The sequence below is a fragment of the Streptomyces sp. TLI_105 genome, from assembly GCF_900105415.1.
Taxonomy (GTDB): Bacteria; Actinomycetota; Actinomycetes; order Streptomycetales; family Streptomycetaceae; genus Streptomyces.
In genome coordinates this window covers 3,872,501-3,897,480 of the sequence record NZ_FNSM01000001.1, presented here as the reverse complement: position 1 = coordinate 3,897,480, position 24,980 = coordinate 3,872,501, and the positions used below count along the sequence as shown (strand labels likewise).

Below are 24,980 nucleotides of genomic sequence, written 5' to 3'. Positions count from 1 at the left end.
GGTCGGACGGGGCAGGAGAGCACAGGTGGGGAACCCCCTGGGAGCGGCGGGCGGAGGACGGCGGGGCGGCGAGGGCCGTCCCGAGTACGGCGGCGCCCGGCGGTTCATCCGCGCGCTGCCCCCGCTGGTCATCGTGGGCGGCATCGCCTTCGACCTGGCGACCCCGCCCGCCTACACCGCGTCGCCGCTCTTCTCCGCCGCCCCGCTGATCGCCGCGCCCTTCTTCTCGATGCTGACCACCCTCCTCACGGGGATCGCGGCCGTCCTCGCCTCCGTGGGGCTGCACCTCTACAACGGCACCGCCGACGAGGTCCCGGCCCTCACCGAGACCCTGACCGTCCTCACCGTCTCCGCCCTCGCCCTCCTCATCAACCGGGTCGTGCGCCGCAGCGGCGAGCGGCTCGCCTCGGCGCGGGTCATCGCCGAGACCGCGCAGAAGGCGGTGCTGCCGACGCCCGCCGAGCGGATCGGCGGTCTGCAGTGCGCGGCGCGGTACGAGGCGGCGCAGGCCGACGCGTTCATCGGCGGCGACCTGTTCGCCGTCCAGGACACCCCGCACGGGGTGCGGCTCGTGGTCGGGGACGTCCGGGGCAAGGGGCTGGACGCGGTCGAGGCCGTCGCCGTCGTCATCGGGGCCTTCCGGGAGGCGGCCGAGCAGGAGCGGACCCTGGAGGGCGTGGCGCAGCGCCTGGAGCGGGCCCTGGCCCGGGAGGGCACCCGCCGGCACGGGCTCGACGCCTTCGAGGGGTTCACCACGGCCGTCCTGGCCGAGATCCCGCGCACCGACGGGAGCGGGACCTTCGACGGTTTCGTACGGGTCGTCAACCGGGGCCATCCGCCGCCGCTGATGCTGCACGCGGACGGACGCCTTGAGTCACTGGAGCCGGGCGAGGCGGCGCTGCCGCTCGGCATGGGCGACCTGGCGGCGTGGCCGGACCGGGCGGAGGCGCGGCCGTTCCCGCCGGGCGCGACGCTGCTCTTCTACACGGACGGCCTCTCGGAGGCGCGGAACGCGCAGGGCGTCTTCTACGATCCGGCGGCGCGCCTCGCCGGGCGGATCTTCCCGGGGCCGGAGGAGCTGCTCGACGCGCTCGTGGACGACGTACGGCTCCACACGGGCGGCGGGTCGACGGACGACATGGCGCTGCTCGCGGTGAGCCGCCCGGCGACGGGGCAGCCCGAGCGCCGCCGGACGATGCCGGTGGTGCCGCCGGGCAGGCCCGGTCACCAGGCGTAGTCGCGAGGTGTCACTGCGATAACAATTGACATAACGTCAGATCGCGAGGGTTTCACCCTTCCTCCTTCGCGCCCCTCTGAAGGGGGGTCAACTCGGGCGATACGCCCTCAATTCAATGAATGATCAAGGAGGACGGCTTGGAATCGGGACCTCCTGTCTATTAACGTTCGATAACGCAGCGCGGTCGTCCCAGCCGTCGCAAGAGACGGCACCGTGCGCACGCGCCGAATCCTGAAAAGGAACCGGGGAACCACCACTTGGGGTGAATCGGGCCCCTTCGCACCCGTGCGAACCACGCACGCGCGCGGTCGAGCCCGTAGGAGACCTTCCTGCTCCGAACCCGTCAGCTAACCCGGTAGGCGAGAAGGAAGGAAAGGAGCGCGCCCCCGTGGCGTCCAACACTCCCGCACCCGAAGCCCCCTTCGACGCCTTCGGTGGCGGTGCGGGTCCCGCCGCCCCCGACACCGAGTGGAACCCCACCGAGGGCTCCCTCCGCGCCGAGAGCCGCTCCGGCGGCCGGCACCGGGTCGTCAAGCAGCGCTCCAACTTCGCCCGCTCCTCCACCGTCCTCGGCGTCGGCGTCATCGCGGCCGTCGGCGCGGGCGGCCTCGCCACCGCGCAGGACAAGCCCCCGGTCGCCATATCGCTGCCGGACCTCCCCGACCTGGACCTGCCGGACGCCCACGACCTCCCCGGCGTCGGCGACCTCCTCCCCGAGGAGCACAGCGAGCCCGTCAGCGAGGCCCGCGCCAACCCGAACCCGCTCACCGCCGCCACCTACACCACCGCGGCCGACCAGGCGACCGGACAGGCCGAGCGGACCGCCGCCCCCGCCGCGGGCGAGGCCCTGCGCGCCCGCATCCTCCAGCAGGCCGAGCAGCAGCAGGCCTCCGCCGACGCCGCCGACAAGGCCGCCGCGGAGAAGGCCGCGGCCGAGAAGGCCGCCGCGGAGGCCGAGGCCAAGGAAGCCGCCGCGGAGAAGGCGGCCGCCGAGGCGAAGGCGAAGGCCGAGGCGGAAGCCAAGGCCAAGGCCGAGGCGGAGGCCGCCGCGAAGGCCGAGGCCGAGCGCCTCGCCCAGCTCGCCGCCAGCTACTCGCTGCCGGTCTCCTCGTACACCCTCACCGCCACCTACATGCAGTCCGGCTCGATGTGGTCCTCCGGCTACCACACCGGCCTCGACTTCGCCGCCCCCACGGGCACCCCGCTCAAGGCGGTCCACGGCGCGACCGTCAAGTCGGCGGGCTGGTCCGGCTCCTACGGCTACCGGATCGTCCTGGAGCTGGAGGACGGCACCGAGGTCTGGTACTGCCACCTCTCGTCCATGCTGGTCAGTGCCGGCCAGACCGTTTCCACCGGCGAGACCATCGGGCGCGTCGGCGCCACCGGCAACGTCACCGGCGCCCACCTCCACATGGAGGTCCACACGTCCGGCGGCGACGGCATCGACCCGGCGTCCTGGCTCCGCTCCAAGGGCCTGAGCCTCTGAGGAACCGCACGGAATAGGCCCGGTGGCGGGAGCGGTTGATCCACGCATGACCTCTCTCCGCCGACTGGGCACCTCCGACCTGCACGTCTTCCCCGTCGCCCTGGGCGGCAACGTCTTCGGCTGGACCGCCGACGAAGCGCAGTCCTTCGCCGTCCTCGACGCCTACGCCGCCGCCGGCGGCAACTTCGTCGACTCCGCCGACGTCTACTCCGCCTGGGCCGAGGGCAACGAGGGCGGCGAGTCCGAGACCGTCATCGGCCGCTGGCTCGCCTCCCGGGGCAACCGCTCCGACATCGTCGTCGCCACCAAGGCCGGCGCCCACCCCCGCTTCAAGGGACTCTCCGCCCCCACCGTCAAGGCGGCCGCCGAGGAGTCGCTGCGCCGCCTCGGCACCGACCACATCGACCTCTACTACACGCACTTCGACGACGAGTCCGTCCCCGTCGAGGAGATCGTCACCGCCCTCGACCAGCTGGTGAAGGACGGCAAGGTGCGCGCCGTCGCCGCCTCCAACATCTCCCCCGAGCGGCTGCGCGCCTCCCTCGACTTCGCCGAGGCCGAGGGCCTCACCCGGTACGTCGCCCTCCAGCCGCACTACAACCTGGTCTCGCGCGACACCTACGAGGGCCCGCTCCTGGAGACCGTCGAGCGGGCCGGGCTCTCCGCCGTCCCGTACTACGGGCTCGCCGCCGGCTTCCTCACCGGCAAGTACCGCCCCGGCGCCGACGTCGACAGCGCCCGGGCCACCGGCGCCGCCAAGCACCTGGAGACCGAGCGGGGCCGCGCGGTGCTCTCCGCGCTCGACACGGTCGCCGAGGCGCACGGGGCGGAGCTCGCCACCGTCGCCCTCGCCTGGCTCGCCTCCCGCCCGACCGTCGCCGCGCCGATCGCCTCGGCCCGCACGGTCGAACAGCTCCCGGCCCTGGTCGCGGCCGCCGACCTCACCCTCACGGAGACCGACCTGACCCTCCTCACGGAGGCCTCCGCCGTCTAGGGCCTGTCCGGCGGATCAGGGCCGGGGCCGCGACGCCCGGCACGGCGCCTCGCCGCGTTGCCGAAACGCCCCCACAGCTCCGCTGTCGAGGCGCTCCGGCGCTTTGCGACGCGCCCCCTCGGCCCTGGCGGGCCCGGGGAGGCCCCATGCACCGGACGCCGCGGCCTTCTCCGACCCTGATCCGCCGGACAGGCCCTAGCTTCGGTACGGGTTGTAGCCGTCGTAGTCCAGGTACTGCGGCGGCGCCCAGGCCCGGCCCGTCGCCCTCGCCGCGTACGTGAGGGCCGGGGAGGCGACCTCGCGGCGCTGCCACAGATGGTGCAGCAGCTCCTGCTCCCGGGCCGGGAAGTCGGGTCCCGCCGTGCCGCGCCGGGCCCGGTCCCGCAGGAACGCGAGGGTCGTCGCGAAGGACTCGTACTCTCCGACCGCCCGCGCGGCCGGCGGCCCGTACGTCCGGGCGGCGAACGAGCGGGCCACCTGCCGGGCGCGCATCGAGGACAGCGCGAGCGGCTCGGCGGGCGCGAGCCAGCCGGCCGCCGCGTACGCCGGGAGCTCCCCGGATATCGTGCGCAGCTCGCGCTGCCGGCTCCACACCGCCAGCCAGGTCAGCAGACCGAACGCCGGGACCATGAGCGCCCCGTACACCGCGTAGAAGGCCAGCGGGCCGCCGAAGGTGGCCGAGCCGTTCCAGGTGGCGTGCAGGCCCATGGCGAGCAGCAGCCCGGCCAGGGGCAGCAGCACCCGGCGCAGCCGCTTCCCGCGCGGCGCGAGGGCGGCGAAGCCGAAACCGATGCCGGTGAGCACGGTGAACAGCGGATGCGCGAACGGCGACATCACGACCCGTACGAAGAAGGTCGCGGCCGTCACCGAACCGAGCCCCGAGGAACCGAACTCCTGGTCCTCGCCGAAGGCGTTCCCCAGGTAGAGGATGTTCTCGGTGAAGGCGAAGCCGGTCGCGGTGAAACCGGCGACCACGACCCCGTCGACGAGACCGCCGAAGTCCCTCCTGCGGAAGAGGAAGAGCAGCAGGATCGCGGCGGCCTTCGCGCTCTCCTCCACCACCGGAGCGATGACGGTGGCCCCGAGGGTGTCGGCGGAGTCCGGATCGGCCGTGGCGGTGGCGATCCAGCGGACCGCGAAGGAGTTCGCCAGGATCGCGACGAGCGCGGCGGCGAAGGCACCCCAGGCGAAGGCGAACAGCATGTTCTTCCAGGGCCCCGGCTCGACCCGGTCGAGCCAGCGGAACGCCGACATCAGTAGCGGTACGGGAAGCACGGCCAGGCCCAGGCCCACGAGGAAGCCCTGCGTGCCGGTCTGCTCGCGGACCAGCGCCAGGATGACCAGGGCGCAGAGCGCGAGCAGCGTCACGACGGCGACCGCGCGGACCAGCCGGCTGCGCCAGAAGGCCCGGCGGGGCCGGTAGCGCCACTGGGACCGGTCGGCGGCGGCGGGGAAGGCCGGCTCCTCGGTGTCCCGGTGCGGGACGGGGGCGGCGTCCGGCGGGGCGCCGGTGGCGGAGTTCGACACGTGAGCGACCCTAACGACCCGCACCGACACCGGCGACGGAGATAACGGAGCCGGGCTCACTTCCTCCGGAAGAGGAGGTCGTGAACGACGTGCCCCTTGTCGAGCCCCTGCCCCTCGAAGCGGGTGAGGGGCCGGAAGTCGGGGCGGGGCGCGTAGCCGCCGTCGGCCTGCGTGTTCTCGTAGTCCGGATGCGCGGAGAGCACCTCGAGCATCTGCTCGGCGTACTCCTCCCAGTCCGTGGCGCAGTGCAGTACGGCTCCGGGCTTCATCCGCGGCGCCAGGAGGCTGAGGAACTCGGGCTGGATGAGCCGCCGCTTGTGGTGGCGCGCCTTGGGCCACGGGTCCGGGAAGTAGACCCGGCAGCCGTCGAGGGACGCGTCGGGAAGCATCTCGCGCAGCAGGATGACCGCGTCGCCGTTGGCGACCCGGACGTTGGTCAGACCGTTCCGGTCGGCGAGGCCGAGCAGATTGCCCTGGCCCGGGGTGTGCACGTCCACGGCGAGGATCCCGGTCCCGGGATCGGCGGCCGCCATCTGGGCGGTGGCCTCGCCCATGCCGAAGCCGATCTCCAGGACGACCGGAAGCCCCCCGAACATCTCCTCGAGATCGAGGACCCGCTTGCCGTCGATGTCGAGGCCCCAGTCGGGCCACCGCTTCAGCATGGCCTCGGCCTGCCCGTACGTGACACGGCTGCGGCGCGGCTGGAAACTGCGGATCCGCCGCTCGTGATGGGCCCCGGCGGGATCGGGCATGGGCCCCTCGCCGGGGGCGAACATCCGACTGCCCCGCCGCGCGACGGGCTGTCCGGGGTCGGCGACGGGCTGCGGGCCGTTCTCAATCTGCTCAGACACAATGCGGCCGATTCTACGGCGGGACCGAACGAAGGGCCTCCGCACCTGAAGGGCGGCGCTTGGCCCGGACCCGCACCCGCTGGATGCCACCGCTCCCGCCCGTGTGGGCCGCGTGCCCGCTGGGCGGCGCCCCCGTGCGGGCCGCGCCCGGCGGGCGGTTCCCCGCCCCCGCCCGTGGGTTACAGGCGGGCCAAGGCTCGGGTCGCCACCTCGCGGCCGATCGGCAGCGAAGCCGTAGCCGCAGGCGAAGGCGCGTTCAGCACGTGGACCGTCCGAGGCGCCTCGCGGATCAGGAAGTCGTCGACGAGCGTCCCGTCCCGCAGCACCGCCTGCGCCCGCACCCCCGGCGCGGCCCGCCGCAGGTCGGACTCCTCGACGATCGGCAGCAGCCGCCGCACGGCCTCGGTGAAGGCCCGCTTCGAGAGCGACCGGTGCAGTTCGCCCGCTCCGTACCGCCAGTGCTCGCGGGCGATCGCCCACGAGCCGGGCCACGCCAGGGTGGCGCCCAGTTCGCGCGGGCGGACCACGGACCAGCCGTATCCCTCCTTCGCGAGGGCCGGGACGGCGTTCGGCCCGATGTGGACGCCGCCGTCGATGCCCCGGGTCAGGTGCACCCCGAGGAAGGGGAAGGCGGGGTCCGGCACCGGATAGACGAGGCCCCGCACGAGCGAGGGGTCCGTGAGCTCGTAGTACTCCCCTCGGAAGGGGACGATCCGCATGCCGGGGTCGTCGCCCGCGAGCCGCGCGATCCGGTCGCAGTGCAGCCCTGCGCAGTTGACCAGGACCTTGGCCCGCACCACGCGCCCGTCGGCGGTTCGCACGGCCACTCCGAACGGCCGCCGGTCGATGACGGCGACCTCCGCGCCGTACAGGATCCGCGCGCCCGAGGACTCGGCGAGCCGCTCCGTCACCGCCCCGTAGTCGCAGATGCCGGTCGTGCCGACGTGGATCGCGGCGAGGCCCCGCACCCGCGGCTCGTACTCGCTGATCTGCGCCGGGCCGAGCTCGCGCACGGGGATGCCGTTCTCCCTGCCGCGCTGCACGAGCGCGTGCAGCCGGGGCAGCTCCTCGCGGGAGGTGGCGACGATGAGCTTCCCCGTCACTTCGTACGGAATGCCCCACTCCGCGCAGAACTTGACCATTTCGGCCGCGCCCTGGACCGCGAACCGTGCCTTGAGCGACCCGGGACGGTAGTAGATCCCGCTGTGGATCACCCCGCTGTTGCGTCCGGTCTGGTGGCGCGCGAGGGCGTGCTCCTTCTCCAGGACCGTGACCCGGGTGCCGGGGGCGGCGCGCGTCAGGGCGTACGCCGTCGACAGACCGACGATCCCGCCGCCGATCACCAGCACGTCACAGTCAAACACCAGCGCCACCTCCCGTCCCCGATAGTGCACTGGCCCACTGACAACGCGGCTAAACGCCCACCTCGTGGGATGCACGTCACCCCGGGGCCGCCCCTCACGCCGGAGCGACGAGCAGCGGCCGGGCCCGCTCGCGGAGTTCCATGACGCGCGGCTCGTCCCCGTACGGTTCGAGCCGGTGCAGCAGGTCCCGTACGTACTCGGTCGTCCGCGCCGAGGAGATCCGTCCCGCCACCTCCACCGCGCGCGTGCCCGCCGCGCAGGCCGCGTCCAGGTTGCCCGACTCCAGTTCGGCGACGGCGGAGACGACGAGCCGCAGCCCGTGCGAGCGGACGAACTCCTCCGTCGGCCGGGACAGCGCCTGCTCGGTGAAGCGCCGCACCTCGCGCGGCATCCGCAGGTCCCGGTAGCACTCGGCGGCGTCGGCGCAGAACCGGTCGTACGAGTAGAAGCCGAGCCAGGTCGGGTCGGCGTCGCCCTCCCGCGAGCGTTCGAGCCAGCCCTCGGCGGACTTGAGGGCGGCCGCGGCGGCGGCTCCGTCGCGGGCCTTGGCGTGCGCGCGGGCCTCGACGAGCCGGAAGAAGGACATGGTGCGGGCGGTGGCGAGCCCCCGGTTCCGTTCGAGCGCGGCCTGGGCGAGGTCGACGCCCTCCTCGGCGAAGCCCCGGTAGGTGGCCTGGAGGGACATGGAGGCGAGGACGTATCCGCCGAGGGGCACGTCGGCGGCGGCGCGGGCGAGCCGCAGGGCCTGGATGTAGTAGCGCTGGGCGGCCTCCTGCTGCCCGGTGTCGAAGGCCATCCAGCCGGCGAGCCGGGTGAGCTCGGCCGTCGCGCCGAACAGGTTCCGGCCGACCTCGTCCGAGTACGAGCCGAGCAGCAGCGGGGCCGCGTCCACGCGTAAGCACTCGGGCACCATCGACGAACGCCAGTCCCCGCCGCCGTACTTGGAGTCCCAGCGCCGCGCGTCCTCGGCGGCCTCGCGGAGCTTGGCGACGTCGCTGTGGCCCACGCGCGCGTGCTCCCCGGCCGCCGTGCCCGCCGCGGCGAGGCCGGCGCCCGCGCCGGGGCGGGGGGCCTCGCGCTCCACCGACGGGTCGGCGGGGGTTATCAGCCAGCGGGAGGTGGGCGTCGCGTACGCGCTGACGGAGAAGGACCCGGCGAGCGACTGCCAGATGCCGCCCCCGCCGGCCCGCCGCCCGGCGAGGTCCAGGCGGTACAGGTCGGTGGCCGAGCGGACCGCCTCGCCGACGTCGCGCGGGAAGGCGAGCCCGACCTCGGGCGCCGGGTCGGCGTCCGCGAGGCCGATCTCGTGCAGCGGCACGGGCCGGCCCAGCTTCTGCCCGATCGCGGCGGCGATCAGGTGCGGGGCGGCGCCTTGCGGCACCATGCCCTTGGACACCCATCGGGCGACCGAGGTCTTGTCGTAACGAAGCGTCAGTCCCCGCTGCGCACCGAGGTCGTTGACGCGCCGGGCGAGCCCGGCGTTGCTGATTCCCGCGAGGGCGAGAACCGTGCCGAGCTTTTCGTTCGGCCCGCGTTGCTCCCTGGACATGACGCCACCCCTCGACAACACAGACGGCCGCCACGACGCCGGGCATAGGCGTGCGGCATTCGTAAACACAGCGTAGTTCGCCGCATCCCCACCGTTAAGGGGCGGTGTTCCGTATGGCGAGATTGTTGTGTGAACGTGCGACGGACGGCCCCGGCGCGGCGGCTCGTGCCCCCGCCGTGTGGCCGTGCGCCCGGCCGTGCGCTCTCGTCCGGCCGGTGGGGGAGCGCTTCCATGAGTACCGCGTGGGTCGGCCCGCTCGGCCGGGGACGGTGTCCCGGACCAGTGGGCTGGGGGACACCGCCGCCCCATTCCCCGCGGGCGGCGGACGGCGCCGGGGGGCGGGAGCGCCTCCCGGACAGCCGGTGGCCGGCCTTGTGCCCGGGCGCCCGCCGAAACATCCATCGGGGATCGATATTTGGCCGAATGACGCCGGTGCCCTGCCGAAGGTCAACTGGCCCATGCCAGGGGCGCATTCGGCTTTGGCGCGCGTGCACCCGGACCCCGCCCCGTGCGCCGTTGTCGTGGCAGCATGTCCTCCACCGAAACGGATGTGGAGGCGCCGATGCGATGGCTGGTGGGCTGGAGCAGTGTCGCCGCGAGCTTCGCAACGACCGCGGCGGGCAGGGCGGGGACGGTGCACGGCGCGTACGGCTCCGGGCGCGCCCCCGGCTCGGGACCCGCCTCCGGCTCCCCGTACGACCCCGGATACGACCCGGGCTCCCCGTACGGCTCCGGCACCGGCCCCGCGGCCGAGGGGCGCACGGTGCAACCGGTGGGCGCACAACTCCTGTGGGGCGGCCCCGACCCGCTTTGGGCGGTCGGCGACTGGCGCCCCGACGAGGTCCGCGTGGTGGCCGTCGACGACCACACCCGCCTCGCCGTCCTCGGCTGCTGCGCAGCGAGCGACGAGCAGCTGCGGATCGGCCTGCTCACCGCGCGCGGGGGCGCGCTGCGGCACCTGACCGCCTGGCCCGGCAGCTACACCGCCGTCGTGAGGGCAGGCCGCCGTGTCACCGTCACCGGCGACCTCGCGGGCGCCCGGCCGGTGTTCCACACCCCGTGGGCGGGCGGCACCGCGTACGCCACCGCCGCCCTGCCGCTCGCCGACCTCGTCGAGGCCCAGCTCGACATCGGCCATCTCGCCGCCCTGCTCGCCTGCCCCGAGACCCCGGAGGCCCTGCGCGACTCCACCCCGTACGAGGGCGTGCGGCGGGTGCCGCCCGGCCACGCGCTGATCCTGCGGGAGGGCTCGCGCGAGATCACCGGCTACGAGCAGGTGGCCTCGCTCGCCGTCGCGGCGCCCGAGACCGACCCCCGGCAGGCCGTCGAAGGGGTGCGGGACGCCCTCGTCGAGGCCGTACGCGCCCGGCTCACCGCCCCCCGGCACGCCCCCGAGACGCCGCTCCCCGACCCGGGCCCGGTCCCCGGCATGGGCCCCGCCGACCGGCGCGCCGCCCGGGGCGCGGGCCCCGCGCCCGGCATCGGCGCCGACCTGTCCGGCGGCAGCGCCTCCGGCACGCTCGCCCTGCTCGCGGCGGGCCTCCCGGGGGTGCCGGGCACGATCACCGGCCAGGGCACGGGCGCGGGGGAGCGGCTGCTCGCCGTCACCTTCAACGACCTGGCGACCCGGGCCGGCGCGCGCCGCACGGCGGAGCTGGAACGGGCCCGCGCGATCGCCGCCGACCCCCGTCTGCACCACGTCGTCGTCGCGGGCGGCGAGGAGGCCCTTCCGTACGCGGCGCTCGACGGACCGCTCACCGACGAGCCGGGGCCCGCGCTCGTCACGGCCGAGCGGCACCGCAGGCGGCTCGCGGGCGGCAGCGCCGACCACTTCACCGGCATGGGCGCCAAGCAGGTCCTGGACGCGCACCCGGCGCGCCTCGCCGACCTCCTGATGGACCGCAGGCGCCGCTCCCTGGTGCGCCCGGTGACGGCGCTCGCCAAGGCCTCGGGGCCGTCGGCGGGAGCGTTCCTGGTGCCGCTGACCGTCTACCGGGCGGCGCGGAAGCTGGCCCGCACCCCGTACCGGACGGGTCTCGAGGCGGCGGCCCGGCGGGTCCTGGAGGCGAACCGCACGGCCCCGGACGGCTCCGGGCCGCTGGAGGCCTCGCTCTCCGCCCTGACCTGGTCGCGGCCGGGCCCGGCGGCGCGCTGGCTGACGGGGGAGGCACTGGCTGAAGTATCGGTTCGCCTGAACCGGGCGGCGACGCTCCCGACCTCCGTCCAGCGCCCCGGTGAGGCACGCGCGCGTGCCGCCCTCGCCCGCGCGGCGGCCGACCACCGGGTCCTGGAACAGGCCGCGGAGATCCGGGGCCAGCGGCTGCACGCCCCCTTCCTCGACAACCAGGTCGTACGGGCCTGCCGCGACCTCCCCGAATCGCTCCGGGTCCAGCCGGACGCCCGGGCCGGCGTCCTGCGCACGGTCCTCTCCGGCGCCGGCGTCCACGACGTCCCCGCCGGCTGGGGCGCCCCCCACCCGGCCGTCCCGGCCGCCGCCACGCGCGCGGGCCTGCGCGCCGCGCTCCCACAGCTCCTCGCCCTCTTCGACGCGCCGCTCCTCGCGGACGCGGGCCTGATCGAGGCCCGTGTCGTCCGCAAGGCGCTGCGCGCGGCGGCCGACGGCGCCCCCGTCCCCCTCGACGGCCTCGCCGACCTCGTCTCCACCGAACTCTGGCTCCGCCGCCTCCTCGCCCGCAGGGGCTCCTGCTGGACCGACACCACGGCCCCCCGGGCCCCCCGCGCGGCCCAGGGGCCGCTGATCCCGGCCTCCAGGCGGTCGCTGCCGGCGTGAGGTTCCGCCGAGCGGGCGAAACGTCACAGCAAGCTCGTTCGAGTGAACGCGTTCCGGACCGCGCCGCGCTGCCCGCCCTAAGCTGAGGGCGTCGCACCGAGCGAAGGAGGTCCAGCATGGCGATGCCCCTGCCGGTTCCGGAAGACGTGTTCTCCGAGGGCATGCCCGAGCGTGAGGGTGCGAGTGTCCAGGAGGCCTTCGAGCTGTTCAGTGCGCTGGCTCCCAAGGGGTGGCGCGTGGAGCTGATCGAAGGGGAGATCTGCGTGGTACCTCCGGCCAACGGCGAGCACGAGGAGATCGTCTCGGAGCTGAACGGTCAGGTCCGAGACCACGACAAGGGGGTCGGGCGCTACACGGGTATCGGTCTCAGCCTGCCCGGTACGACCGACGGGGTCAGGGTCATCCCCGACCTCGTCATCGCCCCGAAGGGCAGCTTCGACGACCAGCAGGAATGGCACGCCCCCGACCCCGTCCTCCTCGTCGCCGAGGTGACGTCCTCCTCCACCGCGCGCCGCGACCGCGTCCAGAAGATCCGGGCCTACGCCCGCGCCGGCATCCCCCTCTATCTGCTCATCGACCGCGAGGCGGGCGAGGCCGTGGTCTGCTCCGAGCCCGTCGGGGACGACTTCGCCCACAAGCACATCCACAAACTGGGGACGGTCGTCCCGCTTCCCCACCCTCTCGGCTTCGACCTGGACACCGGCGCCTTCTAGGAGACCCACCGGGGTAAACCCCGAGGCGCACGTCATGCGCGCCCGACACAATGGGTCGGTGCGGTATCTCATCCTCGGCACCACCGAGGCCCTCCGGCCCGACGGCACCCCGCTGCCCCTCGGCGGTGCCCGGCTGCGCGCGCTGCTCGCCGCGCTCGCGCTGCGCGGCGGACGGGCCGTCTCCGTCGGCGAGCTCGCCGACGACGTGTACGGGGACGACCCGCCGCAGGACGCCCCCGCCGCCCTCCAGGCCCTCGTCGGCCGCCTCCGCCGGATCCTCGGCCGGGAGGCCGTCGCCTCCACCCCCGGCCCCGGCTACCGGCTCGTCGCCGGTCCCGACGACATCGACCTGTACGTCTTCCAGCGCCGGGTCAGGGACGGCGCCGCCCGCCTCGACGCCGACGACCCCGACACCGCCGCCGCCCTCCTCCGCGAGGCCCTCGGCCTCTTCCGCGGCCCCGCCCTCGCCGACCTGCCCGACCCGGCGGGCGTCCGGCCCGAGGCGCAGCGGCTCGCGGCGCTCCGACAGCGCGTCGAGGCCGATCTGCGCCGGGGCGCCACCGACGGCCTCGTACCGGAGCTGACCGAGCTCACCACCACGTACCCGTACGACGAGGCCTTCCGCGCCCACCTCATCCGCGCCCTGCGGGCCGAGGGCCGCCATGCCGACGCCCTCACCGCGTACGAGTCGGCCCGCCGCACCCTCGCCGCCGCCCTCGGCGCCGACCCGGGCCCCGAGCTCACCGCCCTCCACCACGAACTCCTCACCGGAGCCCCGGCCCAGGACCGGACTCCGGCCCCGCCCGCGGCCACCCCCGAGAACCCGGAGCCCCCCGCCCCGGAGCGAGCCGCCGAAACCGGCAACATCCGGCCCCGGCTCACCTCCTTCGTCGGACGCGAGCCCGAACTCGACGCCCTCCACGCGGACCTGACCCGCTCCCGGCTCGTCACGCTCACCGGACCCGGCGGCTCCGGCAAGACGCGGCTCGCCGAGGAGGCCGCGCTCCGGGCCGTCGGCCCCGCCGCCTGGATCGCCGAACTCGCCCCGCTCGACGACCCCGGCGCCGTCCCCGGCGCCGTCCTCTCCGCGCTCCGCCTCCGCGAGATCAACCTGATCACCCGCGAGGGGGCGCAGCTCCAGGACGACCCCACCGCCCACCTCGTCGAGCACCTGGCCCCCCGCCCGCTGCTCCTCGTCCTCGACAACTGCGAGCACGTCATCGACGCGGCCGCCGCCCTCGCCGAGACCCTGCTCACCCACTGCCCGCAGCTGCGCATCCTCGCCACCAGCCGGGAACCCCTCGGCATCCCCGGCGAGTCCGTCCGCCCCGTCGAGCCCCTCCCGCCCGACCCCGCCCACCGCCTCTTCGCCGAGCGGGCCCGCACCGTGCGCCCCTCCTTCGACCTCGCCCGGGACGGCGGCGAGGCCGTCGACGAGATCTGCCGCCGCCTCGACGGCCTGCCCCTCGCCATCGAACTGGCCGCCGCCCGCCTCCGCCTCCTCACCCCGCGCCAGATAGCCGACCGCCTCGACGACCGCTTCCTCCTCCTCACCTCCGGCTCGCGGACCGTCCTGCCCCGCCAGCAGACCCTCCGCGCCGTCGTCGACTGGTCCTGGGACCTCCTCGACCCGGCCGAGCGCACCCTGCTCCGCCAGGTGTCGGTCTTCGCCGGAGGCTGGGACCTGGCCGCCGCCGAGGCCCTCTCCCCGCACGCCGCCGACTCCCTGGGCGCCCTGGTCGACAAGTCCCTCGTCGTCGCCACCCCCACCGAGGACGGCGAGATGCGCTACCGGCTCCTGGAGACCATCCACGAGTACGCCACCGAGCGCGCCGCCGAGGACCCCGAGCTGCTCGCCGCCGCCGAAGCCACCCACACCGCCCACTTCACCGCCCTCGCCGAGACCGCCGAGCCCCGGCTCCGCTCGGCGGAGCAGCTCCCCTGGATCGACCGCGTCGAGCGCGACCTCGACAACATCCGCGCCGCCCTCCACCGCACCCTCCTCGCCGACCCCGACGAGGCAGCCGCCCTCCGGCTCGTCTTCGCCATGGGCTGGTTCTGGTGGCTGCGGAACTACCGCCCCGAGGGCCTGGCCTGGGTCGAGCGCGCGATCGCCCTCGGCGAGGACCCGTCCGACCCCGACGACCCCCGCCACTGGCCCCGCATGCACCTGCGCATGCTGCACTTCTTCCTCGCGGTCGAGAGCCACACGATGGGCGACTTCCAGGAGCCGGAGACCCTCGCGCTCGTCCGGCGCGTCCGCGACGCGTTCGGCGCGGACCCCGGCCCCGAGGCGGCCCGCTTCCCCGGCCTGCTCTGGCCCTTCACCGCGTACCTCACCGAGGAACCGGCCGCGGTCCGCGCCCTCCTCGACACCGCCGTCGACAACTGCCGCCGCCACGGCGGCGACTGGGAGCTCGGCGTCAGCCTCATGTTCCGCACGCACATGGTCGTCGACATGCCCGGCGGCATGCCCGGCGTCGACGAGGCCCTGGCCGAACTCCGCTCCATCGCCCGACGCGTCGGCGACCGCTGGATGGGGGCCCAGATCGCGAGCGCGGCGGCCGAGTCGTACACGATGCGGGGCCGGCACGAGGAGGCGGGCGAGGCGTACGAGGAGGCCCTCGGTCTCGCCCGCGAGGTCGGCGCCCACGCCGAGGCCCCCTTCCTCCTCGCCCGCATGGCCGAACTGTCCTACCGCACCGGCGACCTGGAGAACGCCGAGCGGATCCTCGACGAGGCCGCGCGGGAGGCCGACCGCTACCGCGTACGGGACACCCAGACGTACGTCTGCTTCCTCCGCGCCGCCTTCGCCCTCCACCACCGTGACATCACGGAGGCCCGCGCCCAGCTGGAGGAGGCGGGCCGCGCGGTCGCGCTCGGCACCCCGCCCCCGCACTTCGAGGCGGCGCTGACCGGACTCGCCGCCCGCGTCGAGGCGTACGAGGGCAGGGGCGTGGCCGCCGTCGCCACGGCCGTCACCGCGCTCCGCACCGCCCGGGCCGCGCAGTGCGCGGACTTCGTCACCACCGGCCTGGGAGAGGGACTCGCCATCGCCCTGGCCGAGGCGGGCGAGGCCGATCTCGCCGTACGGGTCCTGGCCGCCGTCGACCACTGGCGCCGGGACACGCCCCGCTCGGTCCCCGAGCTGAAGGACGTCGAGTCCGTGACGGCCCGGGCGCTCGTCGAGCTCGACGCGTCGGCCCTGGCGGCGGCCCGCGCGGCCGGCGCGGGCCTCGGCCTCGACGAGGTCCTCGACCTCGTCGAACCCTTCGCACCCGCCCGGCCGGCCGCCGGGACGGGCGTCAGGAGCAGCTGATCCGGGACTCCGCCCAGTCGGCGACCGCGGCCCGGCCGAACGGCGTGTGCTCCTCCACCACGAGCCGGATCGTGGAGAGACCGGAGAGGTCGACGTGCACCGGGACCGGCGGGTCGCCCGCCTGGACGACCCGGGAGCGCCAGAGCCGCGCCCCGTCCCCGTAGACGGAGAAGCGGACGCCGCCGACGCCGAGCTGGGCGCTCAGGTCGTCGACGCCGACGATCGCGTCGTAACTCGTGCACTGCCGGTTGAGGTCGATGAGCAGCGAGGACGGCGCGTGGACGCTCACCCCGTGCGCGTACTGCGTGCCGCCGATGGACAGGCCGTCGCGCTGCCACATCCAGCTGTTGTCCGAGAGGGACACCTCGGGCTCGGTGCCGTCGCCGAAGGTCCCGTACCGCAGCTCGCTGACCTGGTAGACGGTCGGCGCGGGCTTCGGCGCGGGCTTGGGGCTGGGCTTCTCGCGGGTGGGCGCCGGCTTGGGCGTGGGCTTCGGGGGCGGCGTGGGCGTCGGCTTCGGCGTGGGCGTGGGCGTCGGCCTGGGGCTGGGCTTCGGAGGCGGCGGCGGGGCGGGCGCCGGCGGCTCGGAGGTGACGGGCGGGGCCGGTGGCGCGGGCTTCGGGGAGGGCTTCGCCGGCGGCGCGGGCTTCGGCGGCACGACGGGGGTGACGACCGGCTGGGCGGGCTGGGGCGCGGCCACGGGCTGCGGGTCCCCGGCCATCGCCCAGACGAGCCCGGCGGCCGCGGCGACCGCTATGGCCGCCGCGATGCCTGCCTTCACGGGCGCGCCGAGCCCCTCGGCGGCCACGCCGCCCGAAGCGGCGCCTCCGGAGGACCCGGAGGCGGCGGCCGCCGCGCCCGCACCGGCCGCGGCGGCGGTGCCACCGGCGACGACACCGGCGGCCTTGAGCGAGTACCCGGCGGCGAACCAACCGATGACGGCGACCGGCAGGAGCGCGGGGATCCCGGCGTTCACATGGGCCAGCTCACCGGCGGCGAGCCGGCACTTCGCGCATTCGTCCAGGTGCTTGCGCAGGCCGCGCTCGGCCCGCATCCGCAGCCCGCCACGCGCGTAGGCGCCGAGCCGGTCCGCGTAGCGGGCGCAGTCGCCGCCCGCGGTCAGGGACTGGCTGACGTGCGCCTGGAGGTAGGCCTGCTTGAGGCCCTCGCGGGCCCGGCTGGCGAGCACGGCCGTGGCGTTGGCGGTCAGTCCGAAGAGCGGGGCGACCTCGCTCGGGGACTCCTCCTCGACGGTGGTGTGCCAGAGCACGGCCTGCCAGCGCTCGGGCAGCGAGCGGAAGGCCTGCATGGCGAGGGACTGCTCGGCCTCGTGCATGGCGCGGACGTCCGCGCCGAGGTCCATCCCCGCTCCGAAAGACACGGTCTGGTCGGAGACCTCGGAGGAGCGGGCGGCGTCCGCGGCGAACACCGCGAAGTCCTCGACGAGGTGCTCGCGCTTCTGGGTCCTGGCCCAGTTCGCGGCGACCCGCCGGACGGTGGTCATGAGGTAGGCGCGCACGGCCTGTTCGGGCCCGGCCCCGCCGCGGACCGCCTGGAGGGTGCGGGCGAAGACCTCGGCGGTGAGGTCGTCGGCGGTGTGCGCGTCCCGGCAACAGGTCCTGGCGTAGCGGCGGACGGCCTCGGAGTGACGGCGGAACAGCTCCTCGTACGCGGAGTCGTCGCCGTCCCGCATGAGCTGGACGAGCTCGGCGTCGGAGGGCGGCAACTCGCGCGGCGGCGGAAGGACGGTGTCGGCCTCGCCGGGGTCGAGTTCGCCGTCGAGGCCGTGGATGTCACCGCTGCCGACGTCACCGCCGTGGACGTGCCCGCCCTGGAGGCCACCCTTGTCGGCATCACCCCTGTCGGCGTCACCGCCGTGGGGGCCGTCACCGTGGACGCCACCGGCGCCGCCGTCACCGCCGGGTACGGCACCGCCCTCGACGCCGTCACCACCGGCGCCGCTGCCGGCGGGTCTTGTCCCGCCGACCGCCTCGTCGGCCGTCCCGGAGGCGGCCCCCGCTGCGGGACCCGCCCCGGTGCCCGGCCCCGAGGGCTTGCCCTCGCGCTGCTGCGGCACGCTCGCGTCGAGCGGATCGGCATGTCTGGTCGGCGCTCCCGGAGGACCCGACGATCCGGCGGAACTCGCGGATGCGGCGGATCCGGTCGCCGCCCCAGCCGCCCCCGACGATCCGGCCGATGACGACGGCGCACCGGAGAGACCTCCCGGGCCGCCCTGGCTCGGCACCTGTCGGGAGGGAAGGCCTCCGGTCTCCGCGCCGCCGCTGCCCAGCGGATCGTCCCGACTGTCACCGCTCATCGCGGAAGCCCCCGTACGCACGCTCGGACCCGAATACCGGCCAAGCCTGCCACAGGGCGCGGGCACGCCGAAGCGCCGCGTCCACTTACCACTCGTCCGGGGCGACTTCGGGTATCCGGGCGTAACCGCTCACGCGTTCGTGTCATGCTCATGGGTCCGCCCGGACCACGAGAAGCACGGCCGTACGAAACGACCGCGGGCCTCCTACCGGGAGCGCAGACCCTCGAGCAGGATGTCGAGGAGCCGGGTCGAGGCCGCCGCCTGCTGCACCGCGTCCGGCAGCGCCGGCGCGGCGGTGGCGATGACGAGGAGGACGTCCGCCACGGTCACGTCCGCCCGCAGCTCACCCGCCTCACGCGCCCGGTCGACCAGCCGCCCGACGACCTCGAGGAGCTCCGAGGCCCCCGCGTCGTCCCGCTCGTCGGCCGGCACCTGACGCGGCGCGACCACGCGCGCGTCGGCCTGCTCGACGCCACCCCGCTGGTACGGCACCCGGGCCGCCTCGTCCGCGTCGTCCGCGACGAGCGGCGCCCCGGAGTCGTCCACGCCCACCCGCAGCACCTGCGGCGGCAGGAGACGCCCCGCACCCGAGGCCACCGAGGTCCGCAGGAACCGGGAGAGCGCCGACCACGGCTCCTCCTCCTGGCCCAGCGCGGCCCGCGCCTGCTCGGTCAGCCGGGAGGTCTCCTCCTCGGCTATCCGCCGCACCAGCACGTCCTTGCTGGGGAAGCGGCGGTAGACGGTGCCGACGCCGACCCGGGCGCGGCGCGCCACGTCCTCCATCGGAGCCCCGTAACCGAGCTCGCCGAACACCTCGCGGGCGGCCCGCAGCACGTGCTCCAGATTGCGCTGGGCGTCCACCCGCAGCGGCGCGGACCTGCCGCCCGCCACCGGCGCCCCGTTACGCGCCTCGGCCGTCCCCGGGACGTGCCCGTCGACGACGGCCGCCGTACCGGTGCCCGACTGCCACCGTGAATCCTGAATCTGCATAAGCGTTCCCCCGCTCATGATGTCTCCCCCCGGAGACTCCCCGCCCTGACACGGGGCCTCCGGCGAGCGAGCGCTTCGGTCCACGCGCGCGCCCCGATCCGACACCCCGACGAAGTACGAACATAGTTGAGTCGGGGTCAATTCAGAAGGGGGAGTTCCGTACGGTGCGCCCCCCGATCGGAGCAAGGCCCGGAAGACTCCCGATTCCGACCCCTCTCCGAACCGGCCCCACCCGCCGTGACCTGCGCGGTTTCCCCCGCGTGTCCGCCGCGCGCCACCCCACGCCTCCGTACCCCTCCGGTCACACAATTTGCCGAGCCTGTGGACAAACCACGGACGGCGGTGCGTCATGGGACAGTGACCGAACCTGCGCGCATTCTCGTGGTCGGCGGTGGCTACGTCGGCATGTACACCGCGCTGCGCCTCCAGCGGCAGCTCAGGACGGAGCTCAGAGCCGGCACCGCCGAGATCGTGGTGGTCACCCCCGAGCCGTACATGACGTACCAGCCGTTCCTGCCGGAGGCCGCGGCCGGCTCCATCTCCCCGCGCCACGTCGTCGTGCCGCTCCGCCGGGTCCTCGACCGCTGCCGCATCGTCATCGGCGAGGTCCACTCCGTCGACCACGCCAAGCGCACCGCGACCCTCTCCACCCTCGCCACCGAGGAGGAGGGCGCCGGCACCCTCGACATGACGTACGACGAGCTGGTCATCGCGCCCGGCTCCGTCTCCCGCACCCTCCCGGTCCCCGGCCTCGCCGACCACGGCATCGGATTCAAGACCGTCGAGGAGGCCATCGGCCTGCGCAACCACGTCATCGAGCAGATGGACATCGCCTCCTCCACCCGCGATCCCGCCATCCGCGACGCCGCCCTCACCTTCGTCTTCGTCGGCGGCGGCTACGCGGGCGTGGAGGCCCTCGCCGAGCTGGAGGACATGGCCCGCTACACCGCGCGCTACTACCACAACCTCAAGCCCGAGGACCTGCGCTGGGTCCTCGTCGAGGCCTCCGACCGGATCCTCCCCGAGGTCGGCGAGGAGATGGGCCGGTACGCCATCCGCGAGCTGCGCGGCCGGAACATCGACGTCCGTCTGCGCACCCGCCTGGAGACCTGCGAGGACCGGGTCGCCGTCCTCAGCGACGGCACCCGCCTGCCCACCCGCACGGTCGTCTGGACCGCCGGCGTGAAGCCCGCACCCGTCCTCGCCGCCACCGACCTGCCGCTGAACGAACGCGGAAGGCTCCGCTGCACCGCGCAGCTCACCGTCGACGGCGCCGCGCACGCCTGGGCGGCCGGCGACGCCGCCGCCGTCCCCGACGTGACGGCGAAGGAGCCCGGCAAGGAGTGCGCGCCCAACGCCCAGCACGCCGTCCGCCAGGCCAAGGTGCTCGCCGAGAACATCGCGGCCTCCCTGCGCGGGCAGCCGCTCAAGGAGTACGCGCACGCGTACGTGGGCTCCGTCGCCTCCCTGGGCCTCCACAAGGGGGTCGCCCACGTCTACGGACGCAAGCTCAAGGGATATCCGGCCTGGTTCATGCACCGCGCCTACCACCTCAGCCGGGTGCCGACCTTCAACCGCAAGGCCCGGGTCCTCGCCGAATGGACCCTGTCCGGCCTGTTCAAACGGGAGATCGTCTCCCTCGGCTCGCTGGAACACCCCAGGGCCGAATTCGAACTCGCCGCGGCTCCACCCCCCGGCGACGGCGACAAGCCGCAGTCCTGACATCACTGTCAGTGCACTCGTCCACACTGGACGTGTGACCATAGGTGGGCTCACACCTGCACAGCGTGACTCTGCACGGCACCGACACCACGAGGCAAACAGATCCGTGAACTTCACCCGTTGGAGCGCCCGGCTCCCCGGCACGCAGCGCCGCGCGGCGCGGGGGACCGAAGGCTCCGTGCCCGCCGCCCGCGGTGAGTACGGTCAGCAGTTGGAGCAGCTCACCGACAGCGCTGCCGAGGCAGCCGACGTCCCCGCCCTGGAGGACTTCTCCGTGCGGGAGCTGCTCGGCCGTCTCCCCGGGCTCGTCGCGCTCGTGTACGGCCCGGAGCACCGCATCGCGTACGTGAACGACGCGTACGCCGCCGCCTTCGGCCCCCGCCCCGCCGGCGCCACCGTCGCCGACACCTGCCCGGAGGCCGAGGACCTCGGTCTGCTGCCCCTCATGGACCAGGTGCTGCGCAGCGGCAAGCCCCGCACGGTCAAGTCCCGCCGCACCCGGGACGGCGGCTCGTACACGGTCACCTGCCTGCCCGTCGACAGCCCCCGCCTCGACGGCGGCGGAGTCCTCGTCCACGCCGCCGACGTCACCGACCACGCCGAGGCCGCCGAGCGGCTCCGGGCCAGCGAGCGCAGACACCGCGAGACCGCCGTCACCCTCCAGCGGTCCCTGCTCCCGCAGGAACTGGAGCAGCCCGACGACCTGCGGATCGCCGCCACCTACCAGCCCGGCGTCGCGGACGCGGCCGTCGGCGGCGACTGGTACGACGTGATCACCCTCGGAGCGGGCCGCACCGCGCTCGTCATCGGCGACGTGATGGGCCGGGGCGTGCGCGCCGCCGCCGTCATGGGCCAGCTCCGCACCGCGGTCCGGGCCTACGCGCGCCTGGACCTGCCCCCGCACGAGGTCCTCCAGCTCCTCGACGGCCTCGCCGCCGAGATCGACGCCAGCCAGATCGCCACCTGTGTGTACGCGATCCACGACCCCAGCGAGGGCAAGCTGGTGTACGCCTCCGCGGGCCACCTCCCGATCCTCGTACGGGACGAGGACGGCACCGTCCGCCGCGCCGAGGACCCCACCGGACCACCGCTGGGCACCGGCGGCTGGCTGCACGCCTCGGGCTCCATCGCCCTGCCGCCCGGCTCCACCGCCGTCCTCTACACGGACGGTCTCGTCGAGCGCCGCCGCGAGGACATCGACGAGGGCGTCGCCGCCCTGGCCCGCGCCCTGGCCGGCGCCGACGGCACTCCACAGGTCGTCTGCGACCGACTCCTTCGCGCCCTCGGGGTCACCGCCGAGCACGACGACGACGTCGCCGTCCTCGTCGTCCAGCACCCCTCCCGCAAGGGCTCGGATGCCGAGCTCTTCCACAACGCCGCCCTGGAACTGCTCGGCGGAGTGGAGGCCGCGCCCCGCGCGCGTGCCTTCGCCTCCGGGGTCCTGTCGTCCTGGCGGTTCCCGGTCGAGCTGCGCGACCTGGGCGTCCTCGCCACCAGCGAGCTCGTGGCGAACTCCCTCCAGCACGGCACCCCGCCCATGCGCCTGCGGCTCCGGCGCACCGACCGGCGCCTGATCATCGAGGTCACGGACGGCGACGACCACCTGCCGCGCCGCCGCAGGGCGGAAACGGAGGACGAGGCGGGTCGCGGTATCTCGATCATCGCGACGATCGCCTCGTCCTGGGGAAGCCGCCGCACGCCGGGCGGCGGCAAAGCGGTCTGGTGCGAGTTCGCCCTGCCGGACAGGCCCTAGGCGGCGGTCTCGCTCTCGCGGACCGGCTCGTGCCGCGCGACCACCTTCGACGGCTTGACCGCGAGCGACGGCTGGTCCTGCTCGGGGGTCAGCTGCCGGCCCAGCCGGACGGCCAGGAAGGTGATCCCGAGCGAGAAGAGCACGAAGGTCACGATGTACGGCCCGTGCAGCGCGGCCCCCATGGGCCCGCCCACGGCCGGACCGACGGCCAGCGCCAGCTGCTTCACCAGGGCGAAGGCCGAGTTGTACGACCCGACCATCGACTCCGGCGCCAGATCGGCCACCAGCGGGGCCACGGTCGGCGACAGCATCGCCTCACCGAGCCCGAAGAGGGCGTACGTGGAGACGAAGGCCGCCGTCGCCATGGCCTGGCTGCCGTGCCCGAGGCCCGCGTACCCGGCGACCATCCAGGCCACGGCCCAGATCAGACCCACGGCCGCGATCACCCGGGTCCGCTTCCGGCGCTCGACGAACCGCAGCACCAGGAACTGGGCGACCACGATCACCGCCGTGTTCGCGGCGAGGGCCATTCCGAGCGTCGACGGCTGGATGCCGGCGGCCTCCGTGCCGTACGCGGCGAGACCCGACTCGAACTGCCCGTAGCAGGCGAAGAACAGCACGAAGCCGAGGACGCACAGCTGCACCATCGCCTTGTGCCCGAGCAGCACGCGGACACCCCCGGTCTTCCCGCCCTCGGACGGACGGGTGTCCCGGAGCGCGGGGGAGCCCGGCATCCGGACGGTCCCCACGACCGCGGCGAGCACGAGGAACATCGCCGCCTCGATCGAGAACAGCAGGATGAAGCTGCCCGGCCGACTCGTGTCGACCAGCAGACCGCCGATCAGACCGCCGATGCCGAGCCCGAGGTTCTGCAGGAAGAACTGCATCGCGAAGGCCCGCGTGCGCCCGGTCGGCGCCGAGCACCAGACGATCATCGTGGCGAGGGCCGGCTGGAGCACGGCCGTACCGGCACCGAGCAGCGCCGCGGCCCCCACGGCCGCCGGCACGCTGGAGGCGAAGCCCATCGCCACCGCGCCCACCGCCGCCATGACCGAGGCCACCAGCAGGACCGGCACGGGCCCCCGCCGGTCGATGGCCCGCCCGCTGAAGGGCAGCACCACCAGTGCGGCCATGGCGAAGACGGCCAGCACGATCCCCGCCGTGGCCGCGCCCAGATCCCGCACCTGCGCCACGTACACATAGAGGTACGGCACGGTGAAACCGAGTCCGAACGCGCTCAGCGCGCTGCCTGCCTGAATCCGGCGCATCGCCGCGCCCCTCGCCTTGGTCACACTCACCCACTTCGATCGCGGGTTCAGACCTGTAGGACTGAACCCTGAAGACTTCAACACTAAAGTTAACGGCTTAACAGTACACACTGAAGGACTTCAACGCCAACGACGCCGTGGGATACTCCCCGCATGTCCGACACCGCTCCCCAGGAGCCGAGCCTCGACGAGCAGATCGCCGCGTATCAGCGCGAGTACCGCGACCTCGACCCGCAGGTGGAGAAGGTCGTCTCCGCCCTCGGCCGGCTGAACCGCCGGATGAACGTGGCGTACGGTCGCCAGCTCGCCGACCTCGGCATCAGCAACGCCGAGTGGGAGGTCCTCAAGACGCTGGTCCTCTCCGGAGAGCCCTACCGCCTGGGCCCCGGCGAGCTCGCCAAGCGTCTGGGTCTCACCCCGGCCGCGATGACCCACCGCATCGACCGCATGGCCGGCGAGGGCCTGGTCACCCGCGACCGCGACGAGAACAACCGCGTCCGCGTGATCGTCGAGCTCACCGACGAGGGCCGCTCGAAGTGGCTGGAGGCCATGCGCATGGCCACCGACTTCGAGGAGGACCTGCTCCAGGACCTCACGACGGAGGAGAAGGGCGTCCTCGGCGACGTCCTCATCCGTCTCCTCCGCCGAGTGGAGCTCACCCAGCCCGACGCCGGCGGCCGCCTGACGGACCTCGACTGACCTGCCGACTCCTCCGCCGGACGACCTGTCGGACGGGGCCGAACGGGGGACGACCGGGGGTTGACACGCACCTCCCGGATGCGTAGTGTTCTCCGAGTTGTCACGGAGCCGGAACGGTTCTTCGGCAACCACTCACGCCGCTGATGCGGCACCTCTACTCAGCACGAACTCCCTACCGGGACGAATTTCGGCATGCCGAAATTCATTTCGAAAGACTCGATTATGAGTCGCAGGGAGAACCCGCTAGAGTTTGAGACGTCGGAACGGCCCAACGGCCGGAAAGATAAATCCCGCTGACTGGGAATCAGGCGCCGAAAGGATCTGATAGAGTCGGAATCGCCGGAAGGGCCCGGAGCGAAAGCGAACGGGACCGGAAAGCACCGAGGAAATCGGGTCGGAA

General features: G+C 74.3%; 16 protein-coding genes and 1 riboswitch. Of the genes, 9 read left to right on the top strand and 7 right to left on the bottom strand.

From position 1 onward, the window contains the following. Positions 1-25: 25 nt before the first annotated feature. The 3 genes from BLW86_RS17775 (at position 26) to BLW86_RS17765 (ending at position 3,717) form a co-directional block, all read left to right on the top strand. Entirely contained in the window at positions 26-1,237 is a 1,212-nt protein-coding gene (locus tag BLW86_RS17775; RefSeq protein ID WP_093874951.1) for a PP2C family protein-serine/threonine phosphatase, read from the top strand. Between the two features lie 212 nt (positions 1,238-1,449). Further along, a riboswitch (cyclic di-AMP (ydaO/yuaA leader) is annotated at positions 1,450-1,614 on the top strand. An 11-nt stretch (positions 1,615-1,625) separates the two neighbouring features. After that, positions 1,626-2,723 (top strand): M23 family metallopeptidase, encoded by a 1,098-nt coding sequence (locus tag BLW86_RS17770; RefSeq protein ID WP_093874950.1) that lies wholly within the window; start codon positions 1,626-1,628, stop codon positions 2,721-2,723. A gap of 46 nt (positions 2,724-2,769) precedes the next feature. Then, positions 2,770-3,717: an aldo/keto reductase gene (locus BLW86_RS17765; protein WP_093874949.1), complete on the top strand. Its 948-nt coding sequence runs from the start codon at positions 2,770-2,772 to the stop codon at positions 3,715-3,717. 195 nt (positions 3,718-3,912) lie between these two features. Here the strand turns inward: BLW86_RS17765 and BLW86_RS17760 are convergent, their stop codons facing one another. The 4 genes from BLW86_RS17760 to BLW86_RS17745 all read right to left on the bottom strand — a co-directional run bounded on the left by BLW86_RS17760 (position 3,913) and on the right by BLW86_RS17745 (position 9,008). Continuing rightward, entirely contained in the window at positions 3,913-5,244 is a 1,332-nt protein-coding gene (locus BLW86_RS17760) for a PrsW family intramembrane metalloprotease (protein WP_256341344.1), read from the bottom strand. Positions 5,245-5,300: 56 nt separating this feature from the next. Then, complete coding sequence (gene trmB / locus BLW86_RS17755) at positions 5,301-6,020, bottom strand: tRNA (guanosine(46)-N7)-methyltransferase TrmB (RefSeq protein WP_256341683.1); 720 nt, start codon at positions 6,018-6,020, stop codon at positions 5,301-5,303. A 254-nt stretch (positions 6,021-6,274) separates the two neighbouring features. After that, positions 6,275-7,459: an L-2-hydroxyglutarate oxidase gene (gene lhgO / locus BLW86_RS17750; protein ID WP_093878717.1), complete on the bottom strand. Its 1,185-nt coding sequence runs from the start codon at positions 7,457-7,459 to the stop codon at positions 6,275-6,277. A 94-nt stretch (positions 7,460-7,553) separates the two neighbouring features. Further along, a complete protein-coding gene (locus BLW86_RS17745) occupies positions 7,554-9,008 on the bottom strand; it encodes an NsdA family TPR-like regulatory protein (RefSeq protein ID WP_093874947.1) in 1,455 nt (484 codons plus the stop codon). 562 nt (positions 9,009-9,570) lie between these two features. Between BLW86_RS17745 and BLW86_RS17740 the strand changes: the two genes are divergently transcribed. The 3 genes from BLW86_RS17740 to BLW86_RS17730 all read left to right on the top strand — a co-directional run bounded on the left by BLW86_RS17740 (position 9,571) and on the right by BLW86_RS17730 (position 15,831). Continuing rightward, positions 9,571-11,799 carry an asparagine synthase-related protein gene (locus tag BLW86_RS17740; protein WP_093874946.1) on the top strand — a complete coding sequence of 743 codons (2,229 nt, stop codon included), beginning with the start codon at positions 9,571-9,573 and terminating at the stop codon, positions 11,797-11,799. Positions 11,800-11,921: 122 nt separating this feature from the next. Further along, entirely contained in the window at positions 11,922-12,512 is a 591-nt protein-coding gene (locus BLW86_RS17735) for a Uma2 family endonuclease (RefSeq protein ID WP_256341682.1), read from the top strand. Between the two features lie 58 nt (positions 12,513-12,570). Then, on the top strand, positions 12,571-15,831 hold the full coding sequence (locus BLW86_RS17730) for an ATP-binding protein (RefSeq protein WP_093874944.1): 3,261 nt from the start codon (positions 12,571-12,573) through the stop codon (positions 15,829-15,831). On the opposite strand, the gene BLW86_RS17725 is transcribed toward BLW86_RS17730, so the two are convergent. Further along, entirely contained in the window at positions 15,818-17,908 is a 2,091-nt protein-coding gene (locus BLW86_RS17725) for a sigma-70 family RNA polymerase sigma factor (protein ID WP_371129519.1), read from the bottom strand. The two genes, BLW86_RS17730 and BLW86_RS17725, sit on opposite strands and share 14 nt — an antisense overlap. A 444-nt stretch (positions 17,909-18,352) precedes the next feature. Further along, positions 18,353-19,138 (bottom strand): TetR/AcrR family transcriptional regulator, encoded by a 786-nt coding sequence (locus tag BLW86_RS17720; protein WP_093874942.1) that lies wholly within the window; start codon positions 19,136-19,138, stop codon positions 18,353-18,355. 357 nt (positions 19,139-19,495) lie between these two features. On the opposite strand from BLW86_RS17720, the gene BLW86_RS17715 reads away from it, so the two are divergent. Beyond that, the gene (locus BLW86_RS17715; RefSeq protein ID WP_093874941.1) at positions 19,496-20,860 is read left to right on the top strand and encodes an NAD(P)/FAD-dependent oxidoreductase; all 1,365 of its coding nucleotides are present in this window, start codon (positions 19,496-19,498) and stop codon (positions 20,858-20,860) included. A gap of 106 nt (positions 20,861-20,966) precedes the next feature. Continuing rightward, entirely contained in the window at positions 20,967-22,613 is a 1,647-nt protein-coding gene (locus tag BLW86_RS17710; protein ID WP_093874940.1) for an ATP-binding SpoIIE family protein phosphatase, read from the top strand. Here the strand turns inward: BLW86_RS17710 and BLW86_RS17705 are convergent. Next, positions 22,610-23,881: an MFS transporter gene (locus BLW86_RS17705; RefSeq protein WP_177181683.1), complete on the bottom strand. Its 1,272-nt coding sequence runs from the start codon at positions 23,879-23,881 to the stop codon at positions 22,610-22,612. The two genes, BLW86_RS17710 and BLW86_RS17705, sit on opposite strands and share 4 nt — an antisense overlap. Positions 23,882-24,034: 153 nt before the next feature. Here BLW86_RS17705 and BLW86_RS17700 point away from each other — a divergent pair, with 153 nt between their 5' ends. Continuing rightward, positions 24,035-24,580, top strand: a complete 546-nt coding sequence (locus BLW86_RS17700) for a MarR family winged helix-turn-helix transcriptional regulator (protein ID WP_030694509.1) — start codon at positions 24,035-24,037, stop codon at positions 24,578-24,580. Positions 24,581-24,980: the final 400 nt, after the last annotated feature.

Bases quoted from the DNA above. Each gene is read 5' to 3' on its own strand.
- BLW86_RS17705 (WP_177181683.1), bottom strand. From the start codon at position 23,881: ATGCGCCGGATTCAGGCAGGCAGCGCGCTGAGCGCGTTCGGACTCGGT.
- BLW86_RS17740 (WP_093874946.1), top strand. From the start codon at position 9,571: ATGCGATGGCTGGTGGGCTGGAGCAGTGTCGCCGCGAGCTTCGCAACG.
- BLW86_RS17735 (WP_256341682.1), top strand. From the start codon at position 11,922: ATGCCCCTGCCGGTTCCGGAAGACGTGTTCTCCGAGGGCATGCCCGAG.
- BLW86_RS17765 (WP_093874949.1), top strand. From the start codon at position 2,770: ATGACCTCTCTCCGCCGACTGGGCACCTCCGACCTGCACGTCTTCCCC.
- BLW86_RS17745 (WP_093874947.1), bottom strand. From the start codon at position 9,008: ATGTCCAGGGAGCAACGCGGGCCGAACGAAAAGCTCGGCACGGTTCTC.
- BLW86_RS17720 (WP_093874942.1), bottom strand. From the start codon at position 19,138: ATGCAGATTCAGGATTCACGGTGGCAGTCGGGCACCGGTACGGCGGCC.
- trmB (WP_256341683.1), bottom strand. From the start codon at position 6,020: ATGTTCGCCCCCGGCGAGGGGCCCATGCCCGATCCCGCCGGGGCCCAT.
- BLW86_RS17700 (WP_030694509.1), top strand. From the start codon at position 24,035: ATGTCCGACACCGCTCCCCAGGAGCCGAGCCTCGACGAGCAGATCGCC.